The following is a 17,204-nucleotide window of genomic DNA, read 5'->3' as shown; positions in this document are numbered from 1 at the left end:
TCTTAACTCTCAACTTAATCAGGAGTGTTGTTTAAAGATTGCCAGAGGTAAAGGCAAGCTAAGGTTCTGTTTGGGCGCCAGTTTTCTGAAAGTGCCAGCATTTTCTTCTTGGCTTCTTTGTGCGGTTCCGTGAATTGGTAGAGTCGTTTCATGGCGTTGTAAATGCCCAGGTCATCAACGGGCATCACGTCTGGGCGCTGCAGGGCAAACATCAGAATCATTTCGGCAGACCACCTTCCTATCCCTTTAATGGCCACCAGGCGGTCAATCAATTCTTCGTCGGGAAGGTGGGCAATGTCCTGGTCTTCTAAGAGGCCGTCCAGTTTATGCTGAGCCACGCTTTTGACGTAGCCCACTTTCTGGCCAGACAAACCCACGCTACGCAACTCCTCTACACTGGCCGTCAATACCAATTCCGGTTTTGGGTTATTTTCTGGAAACAAGGCCAAAAACCGGTTCTTGATGGTGGCTGCCGCCTTTACAGACAATTGTTGCGAGATGATAGAGCTCAGCAGAGAATCATAGATAGGTTTACGGTTCTCCGTTAATACAATTGGTGTTTGCTTGCGCACCAGGTCTTCCAGGAGTGCATCTTGCGGGAATAAGGTAGAGGAAGCCATGCTGGTTAGATTTTACCTCTTTTCAAGTCTCTTCTATACGCCAGCGCCGTGCCTACCAGTCCTCCAATAAAGGCGCCCACCAAAAGGAAATACCATTTTTTGGGACCGTGCGGTTTGGCCTGGGGCGTGAAGGGGACCACCACCTGCACATGGTGTAGATCTTCTAACTGCCGTTGCAGGGCTTCTTTTTTTCTGTACAAGTTAAGGCCTTCGCTAAACAAACCTTCGGGCTGAATGGCGTCTGTAGACCTACCTGACTGGATGACCGCCAGCTTGACACTATCCAGTTGCCTGATGTCCCGGTCAATCCTGGAAATAAAGTTGGTGATGCGCTGTTCTGCCGAGGTTTTGTATTGTTTAAAAAAAGCATTTTCCTCAACGTACTTGACCAGGGCCGTCTGCACCGTGTCAAAAATGGCCGGATTGGTAACGGTGGCACTAAACACGATAGGCTGGGCTCTGATGCCCAATGAGTCATAGTAATTGGTTAGGTTGGTGGGGGGGAGTTCAATGGCCCCAATGCTGGAAATCTGGCCGGCTACGTCAGGGGAAATACCGAGTTTTTTTGCCAGATAGTCTGGACTCTGGTCTTCAATGTCAGCGGATAGCCTTTCTAGCATCACCTTTGAGATAGTAGGATCCAGGGCACCTGTGGTTACCACCATCTCAGAGATATAATAGGGTGTTCTGGTTGTGTATTCATAATAAGCCAGGGCCAGCGCAAGAAAAAGGCAGGCCAGCACCAATAAGATGTTCCTGAAAACAGCCTGTACCAAGGTGCCCATGAACCTGAACATGCTTCTTAACAGACTAATGATGTCAATATACTCTCCTGTTTCTGTGGGGGAGGATGGTGAAGAGGTAGTAGGTGTGCGCATAGTGACCAGTGTAAAGACCGGCTAAAATAGTCATTTTATATTATTCCCGCTTTCTGGGCTTTTAGTAGTTTTGTGATGCTGTTCATAAACCACCTTCCTCTTTTATTCATCTTTTGAAGCGCTTTCTTCCTGTACGTGTGCAAGGGTTGCTGTTAAACCAAACCAGAAAGCGGCTCCTCCAGAATTTTGTGTCTCTGTCTGTCTTGCAGGGGCTCAACTATCTATTGCCCTTGTTGGTGATGCCCGTGCTCATGCAAGCCTTAGGGGTAGCTACGTTTGGGTTACTAAGTTATGCGCAGGCGTTCATCCAGTACTTTATCATTGTCATAGACTATGGCTTTGACTTGTCTGGCACCCAACAGATTGCCCGCCACCGTGAGGAGCCCGAAAAGCTGAAGGAGATAGTCACGCACATTCTTGCGCTTAAGCTGCTCTTCTTTGTCTCCAGCTTCTTGGTGCTATTGGGATTGGTAACCTGGGTGCCGGTGTTTCAAGAAAACAGGCTGTTGTTTTTAGTCTCCTTTGGCGTGGCCTTGGGCCAGTTATTGATGCCCATCTGGTTTTTCCAGGGCATGGAGCGCATGAAGTACGTGACCATTGTGCACCTGATCTCCAAAGCCATATATGCCGGACTCATCTTTTTGGTGGTGCGCCAGCCCCAGGACATACTTTGGGTGCCCATACTACAAGCATCAGGTATAGTAGTGGCCGGCGGAGTGAGTTTAACGCTTCTCTGGCGGGAGTTTGGCATGCGGCCTACAGGCGTGACGCTTTCCGGGCTAAAGTACCAGTTGGGGCAGGGCTGGTTTGTGTTTATCTCTAATGTTTCAATAAGTGCCTATACCATTTCCAATACGTTCTTTTTGGGCCTTCTGGCAGGACCTGTGGCGGCTGGCTATTACTCTGGCGCCGAAAAAATTGTGAGGGCCGTCCAAGGCTTGTTTATCCCGGTGTCGCAGACCTTGTTCCCGTACCTAAGCAAACTGATGCATGAGTCCCCCGAAAGAATGATAGGGCTTTTGCGTACCCTGGCCCGCTGGACGTTCCTGGGCGCGGCCTTGGTGTCTTTTATAATTGCTGTTGCTGCGCCCTGGCTGGTAAAGCTGGTGATGGGAGAGGAGTTCTTACCAGTGGTACCCGTGTTGCGCATTCTGGCTGGTTTGCCTTTGCTGGTTTGCCTGAGCAACGTGTTCGGGATTCAGGCTATGCTTAACCTTGGATACAGAAGGCAGTTCTTTTACATCTTGTTTACGGGCAGTGTCTTGAATATTGCCGCCGTGCCATTCGTGGCCGAGCATTTTAAATATACAGGCGTGGCTCTTCTCCTAATGATCACAGAAGGATTAGTGACGGGCCTCATGTACTTTTTCTTGTATAAAAGAGGAGTAAAGTTGCTATAAAGGTCAAAGAATAGTATATTCAAAAATCATAATATTAGGACGTTCCTGAGCATTATTAGTACTTATCCTTGACATCCGTTTTAGGCCTATTTTCTGGAAATCAGCCTTAAAATGACATTTGCCTCAATCTTACCAGAGCTTTGCTAACGATTATTTTTTCTTGTTTTTAAGTAGGGCCGTAATTTAAGGAAGAGGCAAGAAGTAAACGATGATGTACGTTACGTGGGTGGCCCGGCGTCTATGCATAAAATAAAGAAAATGCCTTGGCTTGTAGGGATTACAGGTTTTAATACTCAATTTTGTTTCATTAATAAGTAGGTTGGACAATACTGCCGCTAAAATTATTACTTGTTTAGGAGTCCTTTGGCTTGTTATGATTTGAGAATGAAAGCCTTATAATTTATTAAAAACATTGGCCTAACTTATTTGGCTGGAGATAGTATATCGCCTTAAAAATTTTGAATGAAGACCATTGCCGTTGTTGTAACCTATAACCGTTTAGAACTGCTTAAACGCTGTGTTCAGTCTTTAAAAGAACAGACGCGGCCGGTAGATGCTATCTTGGTGGTTAACAACGGCTCTACAGATGGCACTGCAGCCTGGCTGTCTGCCCAAGACGGACTATTGGTGTTCACGCAAGAAAATCTGGGAGGCGCCGGGGGCTTTTATGCTGGTATGCAAAAGAGCATAGACATGGGCTATGACTGGAGCTGGTGCATGGATGACGACTGTGTGGTGGCACCTACCGCGTATGAGGCGCTGAGCAAGCACCTGCACCAAACCAATAACATCTACGGCAGTGTAGCCATCAGTGAGACAGATACCCAAAAACTGGCCTGGTATACCAAGGTGAAACTGGGCAATGCCTGGGTGAATACCAATGAGGCTAAGTGTTTGCAAGAAGAAGTAGTAGAAACCACCAGCATCCCTTTTCTAGGTTTCTGCATTCATAAAAGCACCCTGCAACAGATTGGTCTGCCACTTAAAGAAATATTCATCTGGGGAGATGATGCAGAAATGTGCCTGCGGGCGCGCGTCAAATACCAGTTGCACTTGTTCTACGTAACAGGCAGTAGAATCTACCATCCGCAGACCCAGTACGTGCCCATTAAGGTCATGGGGCAGTGCATGATGGCGGTGCAGGCTTCGCCCTTGAAAAGACTGTATGAGTACCGCAACAACGTGTATTTGCTAAAAGAACATTCCTCTTTGGCCACCTTCTATTTTAAAGCCCTTCCTAAGATTTTGTTCAGACTGGTGCTGCAGAACGTCCTAATAGACAAGGATACCAGCTGGGCAGGTTGGAAGAAGCAGCTGCAGGCCATAAGAAAAGGCTTAGGTGCCAAGCTGGGCCAGATAAAAATGGAGTAGTCCATGGAGCAAACGTTACAAATGCGGTTACACCTTACCCACCAGCGGGTCCTGCAGCTTACTTTAGGTCTTTTCTTTCTGCTACTCAACTTGCAGATGCTCAGCATTACCGGGTGGATGACCCTTCAGGATGAATTCAATCAAAAGTCTATTGATACCATCAAGGGCTACCATGTGGCTTCTTTGCTGTTTTTACCCTTCTTCCTGACCAAAACCGGCATCTGGCTGCCCAAACTGCCCAGGTATGTTTTTCACTTCTGCGTCTGGGTTGTGTTCTCTTCTGTGGCTTTGTACACCGTGTATGGAGCTAATAGCATGATCATTAACTACCTCTTTGCGTTTTTCTGCCTGCTCATTGGCGGACTGGTGGCCAGCCAATTAACGCAGGACCAAGTGATGTCGGTGCTTAGGATGGTTGCTCTGCTGGTTTTTTGCATCATTGCCGTAAAGTTGCTGTACTACCATAGTGAGATTGTCAAGTTCTTAAAAGCGCCTATTGGGCATCCTAACGTTGAGACCCTGTTTGGCGGGGGCGTTAACCTGGAGGCAACTTGGGTGGCTTTTCACTTAGCGTTTTTTATACGAAGCCGAAAATGGCTTTTTTATGGTCTGGTTGCCTTCTCACTGGGGCTAAGTATTTTGTACGCTTCCAGGGTAGGGGTTATTTTGAGTTTGCTGGTCTTTCTCTTGAGGTTTATCTCAGCTGTGCCAGGTGCGTTGGAGCGTAGGAATCTGCTGACAGGCTTGGTTCTCTTGCTCTTGTTGGCTTTGGTGAGCCTGGATATTGGACAAATTTCCCAGAAAGTATATGGCTTAAAGCGTTTCGCAGATTTTGGGTCTTCTCAAGATGCGGGTATGTCTGGGAGAATGGCCATGTGGGAACAGTTCCCAGAGGCTATGGCAGAAAGCCACTACCTTGGGTACGGTGCCGGCAATGCCATGCTGGGTCTTGAGAAGGTAAGCGGTATAGATTTTTCTGAGCAAAACGTGCACAATTACTATTTACAGGTACTGCTGGAATTCGGTATGATAGGACTGCCCTTATACCTTATTCTTGTGTATCAATTGTTAAAGAGAATCCATTGGTCCAAACTGGCAAATCCTTTGGCCGTGATTTTGTTGTGCTATTTTATAAGTTCACTCATTCAATTCAGGGGTGCCGAAAGCATGATTTGGTTATACATGGGTATTTTTTTTGTGCAATACAGATTTAAACCTTCTCTTTCGGTTTTTACTTCTTCACCTTACCAGGCATGAACGCCGAGATAGCCGTTATTCTTCCATGCTTCAACAACCTGGCGGGTTTGCAGAAGTCTGTAGCCAGCGTACAGTCACAGCGTAAAACAGCAGTGGTGGTAATTGATGATGGAAGTCTGCCCAAAGTGGAGCCTGAGCAGCTAATGCCCTTTCTGAAACCAGGCGTCACGTTGCATTTGCTTACCAATATTCAAAATGCAGGTATTGAAAAGTCTCTGAACAGGGGGTTGCAGTTTGCCAAAGAAGAGCTGGGGTGTCTCTTTCTGGCTAGATTAGATGCCGGCGACACATGTCATCCAGAGCGATTAGACCAACAAGCCGCCTTTCTACAGGAGAGGCCAAAAGTGTTTCTGGTGGGATCTTGGGTAGACATGGTAGATCCCGCGCAGAAGCATTTGTTCACCTTTACGGCACCCACTGGCCATGAGAGGATTGCCTCGCAGATGTACATCAACAATTGCTTTCTGCATCCAAGCGTCATGTTCAAGGCTTCTGCCATAGACACCTTGGGCTATTATTCCCTGGACTTCCCCGCCGCCGAAGACTATGAGTACTTCTTCAGGTTTGTGAAGCAATACCAGGTAGCAATACTGGACCAGGTGCTACTGACTTGTGAGCACCACCCAAACGGAATTTCCATGACCAAACGAACGGTGCAGATTAAAAGCCGCAACAAAGTGATTCTGCATTATTTCAACTATAGTCCGGCGGCTTTTATAGGGCTTGTAAAAAATTGCGTATTTTTAATGCTACCTTATAGTTGGGTATCCTGGGCGAAGAAAAAATTATATTAAATGCGCATCATTCACATTGCTGAAACGCTGGGAAGCGGCTTGCTGGAATACGTGATTCAGATTACCCGTCATCTGCCAGAAGATGAACATATAGTGGTGTTTGGCAATGCTCTAGAAGGCCGACGCGCTACTGCCTCTGTCTTGCAGGAGTTTAAAGCAAAGTTTCCGCTGCCCAACGTCCAATTGCGCCAGTGGGAAGAGGTGCAGCGCGAAGTAAAACCCATCCCAGATTTAAAAAGCATTTGGAGCTTGCGCAAGCTCTTGAAGGAATTAGGGCCCTTTGATGTAGTGCACCTGCATTCCTCAAAAGCTGGTTTTATTGGCCGTTTGCTATTTTTTGTCACCAGAAGAAAAGAGAAGCTTTTCTATACCCCCAATGGCGCTCCCTTTCTAAGATTGGACGTGACCATGAGCAAGCGTAAGTTCTTTGCGCAGCTAGAACGGGTTGCCCATTCGTTGGCAGGAGAGATTCTGTGCTGCTCTAAGTCTGAGTATGAAGCCTATGTGGAACAAGGGATGAAACCCTTGGGCTATATTAACAACGGCACCGAAACCACACCAGAAGGAGCCACCCATCTTCCTGGTCAGCCAAGTAAAATTACCATCTGCACCACCGGCCGCTTGTCCAACCAGAAGAATCCAACGCTTTTTAATCAGATTGCCCAAGCCTTTACCGGGGACACGCGCATTGAATTTGTCTGGATTGGCGAGGGTGAGTTGCGCTCAGAGATTACCAGTCCCAACATTAGGATCACTGGATGGTTAACCAAGGAGCAGGTACGCCAGGAGCTATTGAACAGCCAGGTGTATTTGTCATCAGCGCTGTGGGAGGGATTGCCTTTTGCCGTCTTAGAGGCCATGAGTTGCGGAAAAGCCTTATTGCTGAAACGCGCTGTGGGCAATGTGGATTTGGTAGAAGAAGGCGTAAATGGTCATCTGTATGATTCTGCCCAGCAGGCAATAAACTTGTTATACTCTTGGCTGGAAAATCCAGGGGTCATCACCCAAATGGGAAAAGCATCGCTGCATTTGTGTGCCCGTCAGTTTAACGCCCAGGCTAACTTCTCTAAAATGAGAGAACTGTACCAGGGTAACTCGGCAGTAGTAACTACATAAGCGTTGAAAATTTTTAATCGGCTAGTGGGTTTGCCACCTCTATTCATTCACTACAAAATAAGCAAAGGGAACATGTTGGCGCAAGGAGGGACGGAGAAGATGGCACGGGTGAGCCGCGTGTTGCTGGCAGGATATGTCATTACCTTGTTATTGCCTTTGGCTACCATCAACCATTTGTTTGCCATTCTCCTTTTACTTCCTTGGCTGGCTACCTCTGGCGGGTGGATTCTTGATGTAAAGGAATTTGCCTTAGGAGCCAAGTACAGGGTATACCAAGGTTTTTTTCTGTTGTTTCTGCTTTCTGCCATTAGTTTTTTTTACTCCGCCAACAAAGAAGATGCCCTCTCAGCCTTAGCCGTGCGCTTGCCTTTTCTGCTGTTCCCTTTGGTGTTTTCAACTAGTAACATATCAGAAAAGCACCTTCACTTTTTATTAAGACTGTTTGTTTACCTATGCGCCTTGGTTTGCTTAGGGTGTCTCTTGTTTAGGGTTTATACCTTTCTGTATGGCAACCAGGACGCAAACTATTTTTACAACGAAGGCCTGATTAGCATCACCAAAAAGCGCGTGGTCTTCTTTGGAGGCTACGTGAGCTTTTCCATTTTCATTTGCGGCTATTTTCTGTTAAAAGATGCGGTCACGCGGCTTGAAAAAATTCTGCTGGCCGTTGTGGCCGTGTTTCTTTTCCTCATCTTGTTTTTGCTGGCTGTGCGCATGGTGTTGTTAATCACCTTGGCAGTAGGGATGGCTACAGTTTTTATAAAGTTAATGCAGCGCCGTAGGTATGTGCTGGCTGGGACGGGCGTGGCTATGATGGTACTGGCATTTGTGGCCTTGTTGCAGTTGTTTCCGCAGACCAAGTCCCGGTTTCAGAGCATAGGCAACCTCAAGTATTCCTTTGCCAATCAAAACAAGCTGGACCATTTCAATGCCGCCAATCAAGCAGAAAACTGGAATGGGTTAACCTTAAGGATGGCCAAATGGCGGTGCGCGCTTGATGTCATTGAGCAGAACCCTTTGATTGGCGTGGGCGTGGGCGACGTGAAGGACGAGATTGTGCAGGCTTATCAAAATCGCGGGTTCCTGTATGCCGTCCAAAATAGATTTGATCCGCATAATCAGTTCCTGGAAATTACCATGGCAACGGGAATAATGGGGTTGCTTGTGTTTGTATGGCTCTTGTACCATTCGCTGCATCTCTTCTGGAGAACCCAGAACTGGATGGCCATGGCGTTTATGGTCCTTCTCTTATTCAGTTCAATGACCGAGTCTTTGCTGAGAACCCAGGAGGGAGTGGCCTTTTACATTTTTTTCTGGTGTTTATTTGTGGCATATTCCCTTTCAAAAGAGACTGTCCCGTTAAAGAAACTTGTCTATGAAAATAATTGAATGCCCCCGCGATGCCATGCAGGGAATCCATGAATTCATTCCCTCTCAAGTAAAAGCTCAGTACCTGCAAACTTTGCTAGAGGTGGGCTTTGACTCTCTGGATTTTGGCTCTTTTGTTTCGCCTAAGGCCATTCCGCAGATGCGGGATACAGAGGAAGTTTTAGAGTTGCTGGACCTTTCCAAAACTCAAACCAAGCTCTTGGCCATCATAGCCAACCTGCGCGGAGCAGAGCAGGCTGTGCAACATTCCCAAATCCAGTATCTGGGTTTTCCATTGTCCTTGTCTGAGCAGTTCCAGCAACGCAATACCAATAAGAGCATTGCAGAGGCGCAGGTAGAGGTAGAGCAACTACAGAACCTATGCGTAAGACATGGCAAAGAGCTGGTGACCTACCTGTCAATGGGCTTCGGGAATCCGTATGGCGAGCCGTGGGGGACAGAGCAGGTAGCCACCATGACCCAACAACTAGACCAGATGGGCGTTAAAATCATCTCTCTGTCAGATACTATTGGCGTGTCTTCGCCTGAAAACATTACCTACCTGTTTAGCACCTTGATTCCGGCGTTTCCGCATATTGAGTTTGGAGCGCATTTGCATACCAATCCCAATACTTGGCGTGAGAAGGTAGAGGCTGCTTATACTAGCGGCTGCCGACGTATGGACGGTGCCTTGCTGGGCTATGGTGGATGCCCCATGGCCAAGGACGAGCTGGTAGGAAACATGCCTACAGAGAACGTACTGTCTTATTTACAAGAGAAAGAAGTACCTTTGGGCTTAAACCAGGAAGCCTTACAAAGAGCGCTGGCCCTGGCTACTTCTGTTTTTCAAGTGCACTAAGGTAAGATGGCAAAGCCTGTTGTAGATATTTTCATACCCTGTTTCATAGACCAGCTGTTCCCAGAAACCGCCTGGAGCATGGTTAAACTGTTAGAGGCGCTGGGTTGTACGGTCAAGTATAATACCAACCAGACATGTTGTGGCCAGCCGGCGTTTAACGCAGGTTTCCAGAAAGAATGCCGGCAGGTAGCAGACAAGTTTCTGGATGATTTCTCCAGCGAGGAAAGCGACTACATTGTGGCCCCCTCGGCGTCTTGCGTGGGCATGATCAGGAATGCCTACGCAGACATGTTTGTGACCTCTTCTAACTTTGTGAAATACCGCACCATGGAGCGCAAAGTGTTTGAACTGACGGAGTTTTTAACCGACGTTTTACAGGTGACCAGCATTCCGGGAGCCAGGCTTCCGGCCAAGGTTACCTATCATGATGCCTGCAGCGCCTTGCGCGAATGCGGGATCAAGGAAGGCCCGCGTCAGTTGCTAGGCATGGTAGAAGGCCTGACCCTCACTGAAATGCGCGAAACCGAGACTTGCTGCGGGTTTGGCGGCACCTTTGCCGTGAAGTTTGATGCCATCTCTGTGGCTATGGCCGAGCAGAAAGTAGAAAACGCCCTGGCAACCGGTGCCGAATACATCGTTTCCACAGACACCAGCTGCCTCATGCATTTGCAAGCCTACATCAAGCACAACAATAAGCCCATCAAGGTCATGCACATAGCAGACGTCTTGACCCAAGGCTGGTAATTCACGCAAATAGAAGCGTCCCGTTTTTGGTCTGTTTTCATGAAAACAGGCCAAAAACGGGACGCTTGCATTTCAACTAAGTAATTACTTAACCGCTTTCACAAAGGCTACTATTTCTTGGATAAGCTTAGGCATTACAGGCTGGTCTGGATTGCTGTATGTGGCCATGTTCGCGGCTTTGTCTGCGGTGGTTTCCTTTAAAACGTGGTTCATGTTTTCTATGATGACCAGTTTTGCCTTAGGCTGCGCGTCTAGTAGCATTTGCGCCTCTTGGGTGCTTACTTGCAAATCTTGAGTACCCTGTACCACTAACACCGGAACCGTCAGTTTTTTGATTTCTACCTGCGGGTCTATTTTAAACCAAGAAATCAAATACGGCTGCACGCTGGGCCTAAACAAAGACTGCAGCATTGGATTAGCGTCTGGCACCAATATTCCCTTGGCCAGGGAATCCAGGATTGGGAACGCCATGTCTTGCACCATTTTAGGTTGCGGCTGCAGTTGTTGCTTAATGATTTTATCAGCTGACTGCCCCGGACCCGCCACCGAGATAAAACCATCTGCTTTTCCTTGCCTTGCGGCTATCATGCCAATGGTAGAGCCTTCGCTGTGACCTAATACTATCACGTGAGAGAAACGTTTGTCCTTTTTGAGTTTCTCTACCCAGGCGGTAGCGTCATCTGTATAAGAAGTAAATCTAAGATCAGCCTCTTTCAGCCCAGCCCCTAGGCTTTCTGCTATGCCCCGCTTGTCATAGCGTACGGTGGCAATTCCCTGGGCGTACAAAGCCTCTGCTAGTAATTTAAGGCTGTTGTTCTGCATGGAGCCAATGTTCCCGTCACGGTTGGTTGGGCCAGAGCCGGCGTGCAACAAGACCACCTTCACTGGTTTAGTAGAGGCAGGCAGGAGCAAGGTGCCTTTGAGCGTGCCTGTGGTGGTGATAAGGTCCAGAGGCTGGCCGGCAGGGGTGCTTGTTCCCTGCGCGAAGATGTTTCCAGTAAGCGCCACCCATAAGATGAAGGAATACAGCGTTAGTCTCATATGCTACCTGAAATCTGGTTTAACAACTGATCATAAATGAAGAAAGCCTGCAACCACGTTTTTGGCTTGTTTTCTGGAAAAGAGGCTAAAAACGATGCTGCAGGCTTTAATTTTAATAAACAGACTTTAATTCTCTAGGCCAATTGAAGACGCTTTGATACGCTCTTTCAAGCTGTCTGATGCCGGCGCCAGTGGCAAGCGTACGTAAGCGCCGCAAATGCCGGCCTGCTCCAAAGCGAATTTCACACCCACCGGATTTCCTTCTTCATACATCAAAGGATTTATGGCCAGAAAGGAACGTTGCAGGGCGCCGGCCTCATGAAAGTCGTCGTCCATGGCTAGTTTGGTCATGCGGCTGAAACGGGCCGGAAACGCATTCGCCAACACAGAGATTATGCCGTCCATCCCAATGGAAATCATAGGCACGGTGAGCATGTCTTCGCCACTGATGACTAGAAATCCTTCTGGCTTGTCCTGCACAATGGCCATGCACTGCTCCATGTTACCAGATGCCTCTTTGATGCCAATGATGCTAGGGTGCTGGGCCAAACGCAACGTAGTAGCCGCCATCACGTTGCTACCCGTTCTGCCCGGTACGTTGTACAAAATGACCGGCACCGGGCTGGCGTCTGCTACGGCCGTGTAATGCAGGTAGATGCCTTCTTGTGATGGTTTGTTGTAATATGGGCTTACAGACAGCAACGCGTCTACGCCGGCCAAGTCAGCGTTTTTGATAAGGTCAATGACGGCTTGGGTGTTGTTGCCGCCAATGCCGTATACCAAAGGAACGCGGCCCGCTATCTGTTTTTTGGCGAAGGCCAGTAATTGCTTTTTCTCTTCTGCGGTGGTGGTCACAGACTCGCCGGTGGTGCCGTTCACCACCAAGTAGTTTACGCCATTGGCCAGGTTGTATTCAATTAATCGCGCGAAGGCGTCAAAATCTACGGAATGGTCTGCTTGAAAAGGAGTGACCAAAGCCACGCCGGTTCCTCTTAAAGATTGCATGCGTTTGTTGTTTTAGGTAGGGAGTATCCTCACCAAAGGTACAAATTCAACATGATTGCAACGGCACCCATTAGCTAAATTCTGATAGGCTAAAGAAGCTTACAAGTTCTTGCTGTCTACCCAGCGCATGAACTCCTCGCGGTAGCTGTCGCCAATAGGAATTTCCTGTTCCTTGATTTTAATGCGGCTCCGTTCAATGGACTCAATGTGGGCCAGTGAGACAATGTAAGACCGGTGCACCCGAGCAAAGTCCTGCGCCGGTAGCTTCTCCATGATTTTACCCATAGATAACAGCGTGATGATCTTCTTGTTAGGCGTATGCAGGATCACGTAATCCTTTAAGCCCTCAATCAGGAGAATATCTTTGAGATTGACCCGGATGGTTTTGTAGTCAGCCTTTACAAAAATGAATTCTTCACTATCTGATGGCGGAGGGGACGGGGAGGTTTGGACTGGAACGTGCCGGTTAGCCAAGAGCTGGGTCCGCTCCTGCACCTTGTTCACGGCTTTTAAAAACCGGTCAAAAGGAATGGGTTTGAGCAGATAGTCTACGGCATCCAGAGAAAACCCGTCTAGGGCGTATTGCGGATAAGCGGTGGTGAAGATGACGGCCGGTTTCTGGGGGGCCAGCGCCTGCATCAATTGCACGCCGGTCAAGTCAGGCATCTCATTGTCCAAGAACAAAAGATCTACGCGCTGGCTTTGAAGAACAGCCATCGCCTCCAGAGCGCTGGAGCAGGTCTGAACCAAGCGTAAGTACGGCACCTTGCCGATGTACGATCTCATCAGGTCCAGGGCCAGGGGTTCATCATCTACGGCTAGGCAAGTCAGTTCCATACAGAAAGATACAGATTCTTATGCATTGTTGTATAGCGAAAGGGTGGCCCTGAATTCCTGACCCACTACCTGCGTTTCTAAGGAATGATGACCTGGGTACAGAATAGCCAGTCTACGCCGTAGGTTCTGCAAGCCTAAACCACCATAAGACTCTGAGGGAGAGTTAGGTTTAAGAAGGTTGCTTGCAGTAAAGGTTAAGGTATTGTTATTCACCTCCAACCATAGCTTCATGGGCCCCGAGGCCAGCCCGTGCTTAAACATGTTTTCTACCAGAGGCATTAACAGCATGGGCGGCAACTGAAAATGACCGGTCTCGCCGTGTATTTCTAAGGAGAGCAACCTAGGATCTGTAAGCCTAAGCCGGTGCAGGTCTAATAGGTTTTGCAGGTGCTCCATCTCCTTCTCCAGAAGGACCAGAGGCATGTCTGTTTCATAGAGCTGGTACCGCAAGAGCAGGGACAGCTTCATGATGGCGTCTGGGGTGTTGGGTGCCTGCTGGTAGGCCAGGGAATAAATGTTGTTAAGCGTATTGAACAAGAAATGCGGGTTCACCTGTGCTTTTAGCAACTCCAATTCAGTGGCGGTTTGTTGGTGTTCCAGTTCTTTGCGCAACCGCTCATTTTTCAAATAGTCCCCTGTGACCTTCAGAGCCGAACTCAAGAAAACCGTCATCAAGCCCATGATGCTTAACTGGAACATAGTACTCAAATACGAAAGCCGGTCTGGGAATTTGGCTAATTGCTTGGCTAAATCTTCATCAATCGTGGCAAGTTGCTTCAATTCAAATATCTCAATCGGTGCCCTTACCAAGCCAAATACAGCCAGCGTAAAAATTACCGCTAAAGCATACAATACAACTTTGTCCTTAGCCAGCAGCTTGGGCAACAGGATAAACCAATTAAAATAGAAAAGCGCGATATGAAACAGGAATGTCTGCGTCTTGTCTAGGACCACCCATTGCCATGGGGTTTTGGATTCATAGGTATTAGAAAAGAAAAAGTTGAAGGCAATCAAAGCCACCCAAAGCAAAATGTGAAGCAGAAGCGGCAGCCGTTTTTTCATTGTTTTTCAGGAATTAGCCAAAAAGTACGCAAACATACCGCCTTAGCAAAGAACCAAAACAGGAACTAGACCAACTGCCAAATCTTCTAGACCAATTGGTTGTCTACTAAGGAGCAGGGTTTTGTCTAGGTGATGGGGAAGTTGGTCTAATTTAATTGCAGAGGGGTAGGGCATTGGCTTCCTTTGGCACAAGGCACTAGAGCATTTGCTGTTTTTTGCCTGATTTCTTAAAAATACGCCAAAACCTAAATCTATGAAAATAGCCTTCGTCTTAGTTCTGGGAGCTTGCCTGGGCTGGTTCAATGCTAAATGGGATGTGAAAGTCCAGCACGTCTTAGTGCAGCATCAAAACAAGATAGAGCGTTTACAGGGGCCATTTACGTATCCAGCTACCAGCGTGAAGGCTAAGGCAGTAATGCCAAGGCTTTATATTTTGCCCCTGAAAATAAAATAATTAAACACTCAATAAACTTTAAGCCCAGTCGTTGGTTGTAGTAGATAGAGACAGTACTTAAGGTTTAGTTTTATGTTTAGTAGCGAAAGAGCGGGGGATTTTCCCTCGCTCTTTCGTTTTTAGCCTGTTTTCAGGAATAGAGGCCAAAAACGAAAGAGCAAGAGAAGAGAAGCTTAAGGACCGTCACCTAGGCAATCATCTGGTTGAATTCTTCTTCTGAGACAATAGAAACCCCAAAAGAAGTGGCTTTCTCTAGTTTGCTGGGGCCCATTTTGTCGCCGGCCACCAAATAAGAGAGTTTTTTTGAGATGCTGGACACAATCTTTCCGCCGTGCGCGATGATGGTGTCCTGTAATTCATCTCTGGAATAGCCACTAAATACGCCTGAGACCACAAAGGTTTTTCCTGCTAGCTTGTCTGAGGCTGGTTCTACCACGGCCACTTCACCTAAGTCTAATTGCAAGCCGTGCAGTTTCAGGCGCTCCACCAAATGCACGTGGGCCACATCCTGGAAGTACTCCCGCACGGAGGCCGCAATCCGTTCGCCAATCTCTGGTACCGCGATGAGTTCTTCTTCACTGGCCGCACGCAGAGCATCTATGTTCCTGAAGTGCTGGGCCAACTTCTGAGCCACCGTATTACCCACATACCGAATACCCAAGGCAAACAACACCCGGTCAAACGGGGCATCTTTAGATTTCTCCAAGGCTTTTAATATGTTGTCTACCGTGGTTTTCTGGAAGGTGACCACGCGGCTCTTGCCCGTCTCTTCATTGACAAAAGTTTTCTTTAGGCCAAAGAGCGTATCATAGGTAAGGTCATACAGATGGTCTGGGCTGGTCACCAAACCCTGCTCCACCAGTAACTCAATCTTGCCTTCGCCCAAACTTAAAATGTTCATAGCCTTACGGCTGATGAAATGCTCCAACTTGCCTTTTACCTGCGGCGGACAGCCCTTCTCATTGGGGCAGTAATGGTTGGCTTCGCCCTCTTTGCGCACCAAAGGCGTATTGCAGGCGGGACAAACCACAGGATAAATGATAGGCGTGGCAATCTCCGGCCGAAGCTCCAGTTTTACGCCCGTCACTTTAGGGATGATTTCGCCGCCTTTTTCCACCATCACGTGGTCATGTACCATAAGGCCCAGGCGCTCAATTTCATTGGCGTTGTGCAGAGAGGCACGCTTGACGGTTGTACCGGCCAGTAACACCGGCTTCATGAGCGCCACAGGCGTCACGGCCCCGGTGCGGCCCACATTGTATTCTATGCCCAGAAGCTCCGTCACGGCTTCCATGGCTTTATATTTGTAGGCCATGGCCCAGCGCGGACTTTTAGCGGTGTAGCCTAGTTCTTCCTGTTGGGCGTAAGAATTTACTTTGACTACAATGCCGTCCGTGGCAATAGGCAACTCAAAGCGCTTGGTTTCCCACTCCTGAATAAAGGCCATCACTTCTTCAATGGTGCCGCACTTCTTCCAGGTAGGTGACACGTTCAAGCCCCAGCGTTGCAAGGCCTCCAAGCTGTCAGAGTGGCTTTCAAATAGGGTAGGTGTACTCAACAGGCCATAGGCAAACATGCTCAGGCGTCGACGAGCCACTTCTTTAGAATCTTGTAATTTCAAAGTCCCTGAGGTGGCATTTCTAGGATTGGCCATCAAGGCTTCGCCGATTTCTTCGCGCTCTTTGTTTAATTCTTCAAACACATGAAAGGGCATGAACACCTCGCCGCGTACTTCTACTTCGGCGGGCACGTCCTGGCCCTGCAAATGCAAGGGCACGGTTCTGATGGTGCGCACGTTGGGCGTAATGTCATCGCCGCGGGTGCCGTCTCCGCGCGTTACGCCAGCGGTTAATGCGCCGTTGGTATAGGTGAGGCTCATGGCCACGCCGTCAAACTTAAGCTCACAGACATATTCTACCGTGCCGCCAATGGTCTTCTGCACCCGGGCGTCAAACTCCCGCACCTCTTCCTCTGAGTAAGTGTTGCTCAAAGACAGCATGGGGTATTTGTGCCTGACCGTGGGGAAGTTTTTGGTGATGGTCCCGCCCACGCGCTGGGTAGGGGAGTTGTCAGATTTAAATTCTGGATGCGCCTCTTCCAATTTCTGCAATTCTACCAGCATCTGATCAAACTCATAGTCAGACACCTCAGAAACGCTGTTCTGGTAGTATTGGTAGTTAAGGTAGTTCAGGCGGTTGGTCAGCTCTAGAATGCGGGCTTGTATGTTCTGCTCGGACATGGCGAGGTAGTAGTTTTTTATCTGTGAGGGTAAAGATATGCAAAACGCGGTTTTTAGAAATCTTGTTTTTACCACCCCCAACCCCTCCTAAATTAGGAGGGGAGCTATGCTACTTCCAATTGTTTACAGCCAAGCCAATTCCTTGTTTTCAAGCAAAAT

16 protein-coding genes are annotated in these 17,204 nt (G+C 48.2%); 9 read left to right on the top strand and 7 right to left on the bottom strand.

Going from position 1 to position 17,204, the window contains the following annotated elements; translation table 11 throughout:
* Nucleotides 1-14: 14 nt before the first annotated feature.
* Together ABD880_RS03890 and ABD880_RS03885 are read right to left on the bottom strand one after the other, a co-directional pair.
* Nucleotides 15-620, bottom strand: coding sequence for a DNA-3-methyladenine glycosylase family protein (locus ABD880_RS03890; protein WP_345162529.1), 606 nt, complete (start codon nucleotides 618-620; stop codon nucleotides 15-17).
* A 5-nt stretch (nucleotides 621-625) separates the two neighbouring features.
* On the bottom strand, nucleotides 626-1,498 hold the full coding sequence (locus tag ABD880_RS03885; RefSeq protein ID WP_345162527.1) for a hypothetical protein: 873 nt from the start codon (nucleotides 1,496-1,498) through the stop codon (nucleotides 626-628).
* A gap of 113 nt (nucleotides 1,499-1,611) precedes the next feature.
* Here ABD880_RS03885 and ABD880_RS03880 point away from each other — a divergent pair, with 113 nt between their 5' ends.
* From ABD880_RS03880 to ABD880_RS03845, 8 genes are all read left to right on the top strand, one after another.
* Nucleotides 1,612-2,898, top strand: a complete 1,287-nt coding sequence (locus ABD880_RS03880) for a flippase (RefSeq protein WP_345162525.1) — start codon at nucleotides 1,612-1,614, stop codon at nucleotides 2,896-2,898.
* Between the two features lie 462 nt (nucleotides 2,899-3,360).
* Nucleotides 3,361-4,269, top strand: a complete 909-nt coding sequence (locus ABD880_RS03875) for a glycosyltransferase family 2 protein (protein WP_345162523.1) — start codon at nucleotides 3,361-3,363, stop codon at nucleotides 4,267-4,269.
* Between the two features lie 3 nt (nucleotides 4,270-4,272).
* Nucleotides 4,273-5,526 carry an O-antigen ligase family protein gene (locus ABD880_RS03870; protein WP_345162521.1) on the top strand — a complete coding sequence of 418 codons (1,254 nt, stop codon included), beginning with the start codon at nucleotides 4,273-4,275 and terminating at the stop codon, nucleotides 5,524-5,526.
* Nucleotides 5,523-6,320: a glycosyltransferase gene (locus ABD880_RS03865; RefSeq protein ID WP_345162519.1), complete on the top strand. Its 798-nt coding sequence runs from the start codon at nucleotides 5,523-5,525 to the stop codon at nucleotides 6,318-6,320. The genes ABD880_RS03870 and ABD880_RS03865 overlap by 4 nt, the downstream gene beginning before the upstream one ends.
* A complete protein-coding gene (locus ABD880_RS03860; RefSeq protein ID WP_345162517.1) occupies nucleotides 6,321-7,436 on the top strand; it encodes a glycosyltransferase in 1,116 nt (371 codons plus the stop codon).
* Between the two features lie 72 nt (nucleotides 7,437-7,508).
* On the top strand, nucleotides 7,509-8,825 hold the full coding sequence (locus ABD880_RS03855; protein ID WP_345162515.1) for an O-antigen ligase family protein: 1,317 nt from the start codon (nucleotides 7,509-7,511) through the stop codon (nucleotides 8,823-8,825).
* A complete protein-coding gene (locus tag ABD880_RS03850; RefSeq protein ID WP_345162513.1) occupies nucleotides 8,812-9,663 on the top strand; it encodes a hydroxymethylglutaryl-CoA lyase in 852 nt (283 codons plus the stop codon). The genes ABD880_RS03855 and ABD880_RS03850 overlap by 14 nt, the downstream gene beginning before the upstream one ends.
* 6 nt (nucleotides 9,664-9,669) lie before the next feature.
* Nucleotides 9,670-10,407 carry a (Fe-S)-binding protein gene (locus ABD880_RS03845; RefSeq protein WP_345162511.1) on the top strand — a complete coding sequence of 246 codons (738 nt, stop codon included), beginning with the start codon at nucleotides 9,670-9,672 and terminating at the stop codon, nucleotides 10,405-10,407.
* Between the two features lie 84 nt (nucleotides 10,408-10,491).
* Here the strand turns inward: ABD880_RS03845 and ABD880_RS03840 are convergent, their stop codons facing one another.
* From ABD880_RS03840 to ABD880_RS03825, 4 genes are all read right to left on the bottom strand, one after another.
* Nucleotides 10,492-11,448, bottom strand: a complete 957-nt coding sequence (locus ABD880_RS03840) for an alpha/beta hydrolase (RefSeq protein ID WP_345162509.1) — start codon at nucleotides 11,446-11,448, stop codon at nucleotides 10,492-10,494.
* A 126-nt stretch (nucleotides 11,449-11,574) separates the two neighbouring features.
* Complete coding sequence (dapA, locus tag ABD880_RS03835) at nucleotides 11,575-12,453, bottom strand: 4-hydroxy-tetrahydrodipicolinate synthase (protein WP_345162507.1); 879 nt, start codon at nucleotides 12,451-12,453, stop codon at nucleotides 11,575-11,577.
* 99 nt (nucleotides 12,454-12,552) lie between these two features.
* Nucleotides 12,553-13,290, bottom strand: coding sequence for a LytR/AlgR family response regulator transcription factor (locus ABD880_RS03830; protein ID WP_345162505.1), 738 nt, complete (start codon nucleotides 13,288-13,290; stop codon nucleotides 12,553-12,555).
* 18 nt (nucleotides 13,291-13,308) lie between these two features.
* Entirely contained in the window at nucleotides 13,309-14,352 is a 1,044-nt protein-coding gene (locus tag ABD880_RS03825; RefSeq protein ID WP_345162503.1) for a sensor histidine kinase, read from the bottom strand.
* Nucleotides 14,353-14,605: 253 nt separating this feature from the next.
* On the opposite strand from ABD880_RS03825, the gene ABD880_RS03820 reads away from it, so the two are divergent.
* On the top strand, nucleotides 14,606-14,806 hold the full coding sequence (locus ABD880_RS03820; RefSeq protein WP_345162501.1) for a hypothetical protein: 201 nt from the start codon (nucleotides 14,606-14,608) through the stop codon (nucleotides 14,804-14,806).
* A gap of 187 nt (nucleotides 14,807-14,993) precedes the next feature.
* On the opposite strand, the gene ligA is transcribed toward ABD880_RS03820, so the two are convergent.
* Nucleotides 14,994-17,045, bottom strand: coding sequence for an NAD-dependent DNA ligase LigA (gene ligA / locus ABD880_RS03815; RefSeq protein ID WP_345162499.1), 2,052 nt, complete (start codon nucleotides 17,043-17,045; stop codon nucleotides 14,994-14,996).
* Nucleotides 17,046-17,204 lie beyond the last annotated feature (159 nt).

This window comes from Nibribacter koreensis, from assembly GCF_039541795.1.
Classification (GTDB): Bacteria; Bacteroidota; Bacteroidia; order Cytophagales; family Hymenobacteraceae; genus Nibribacter; species Nibribacter koreensis.
Note: the sequence above shows the minus strand (reverse complement) of the source record. Positions and strands in the feature narration are given on the sequence as shown.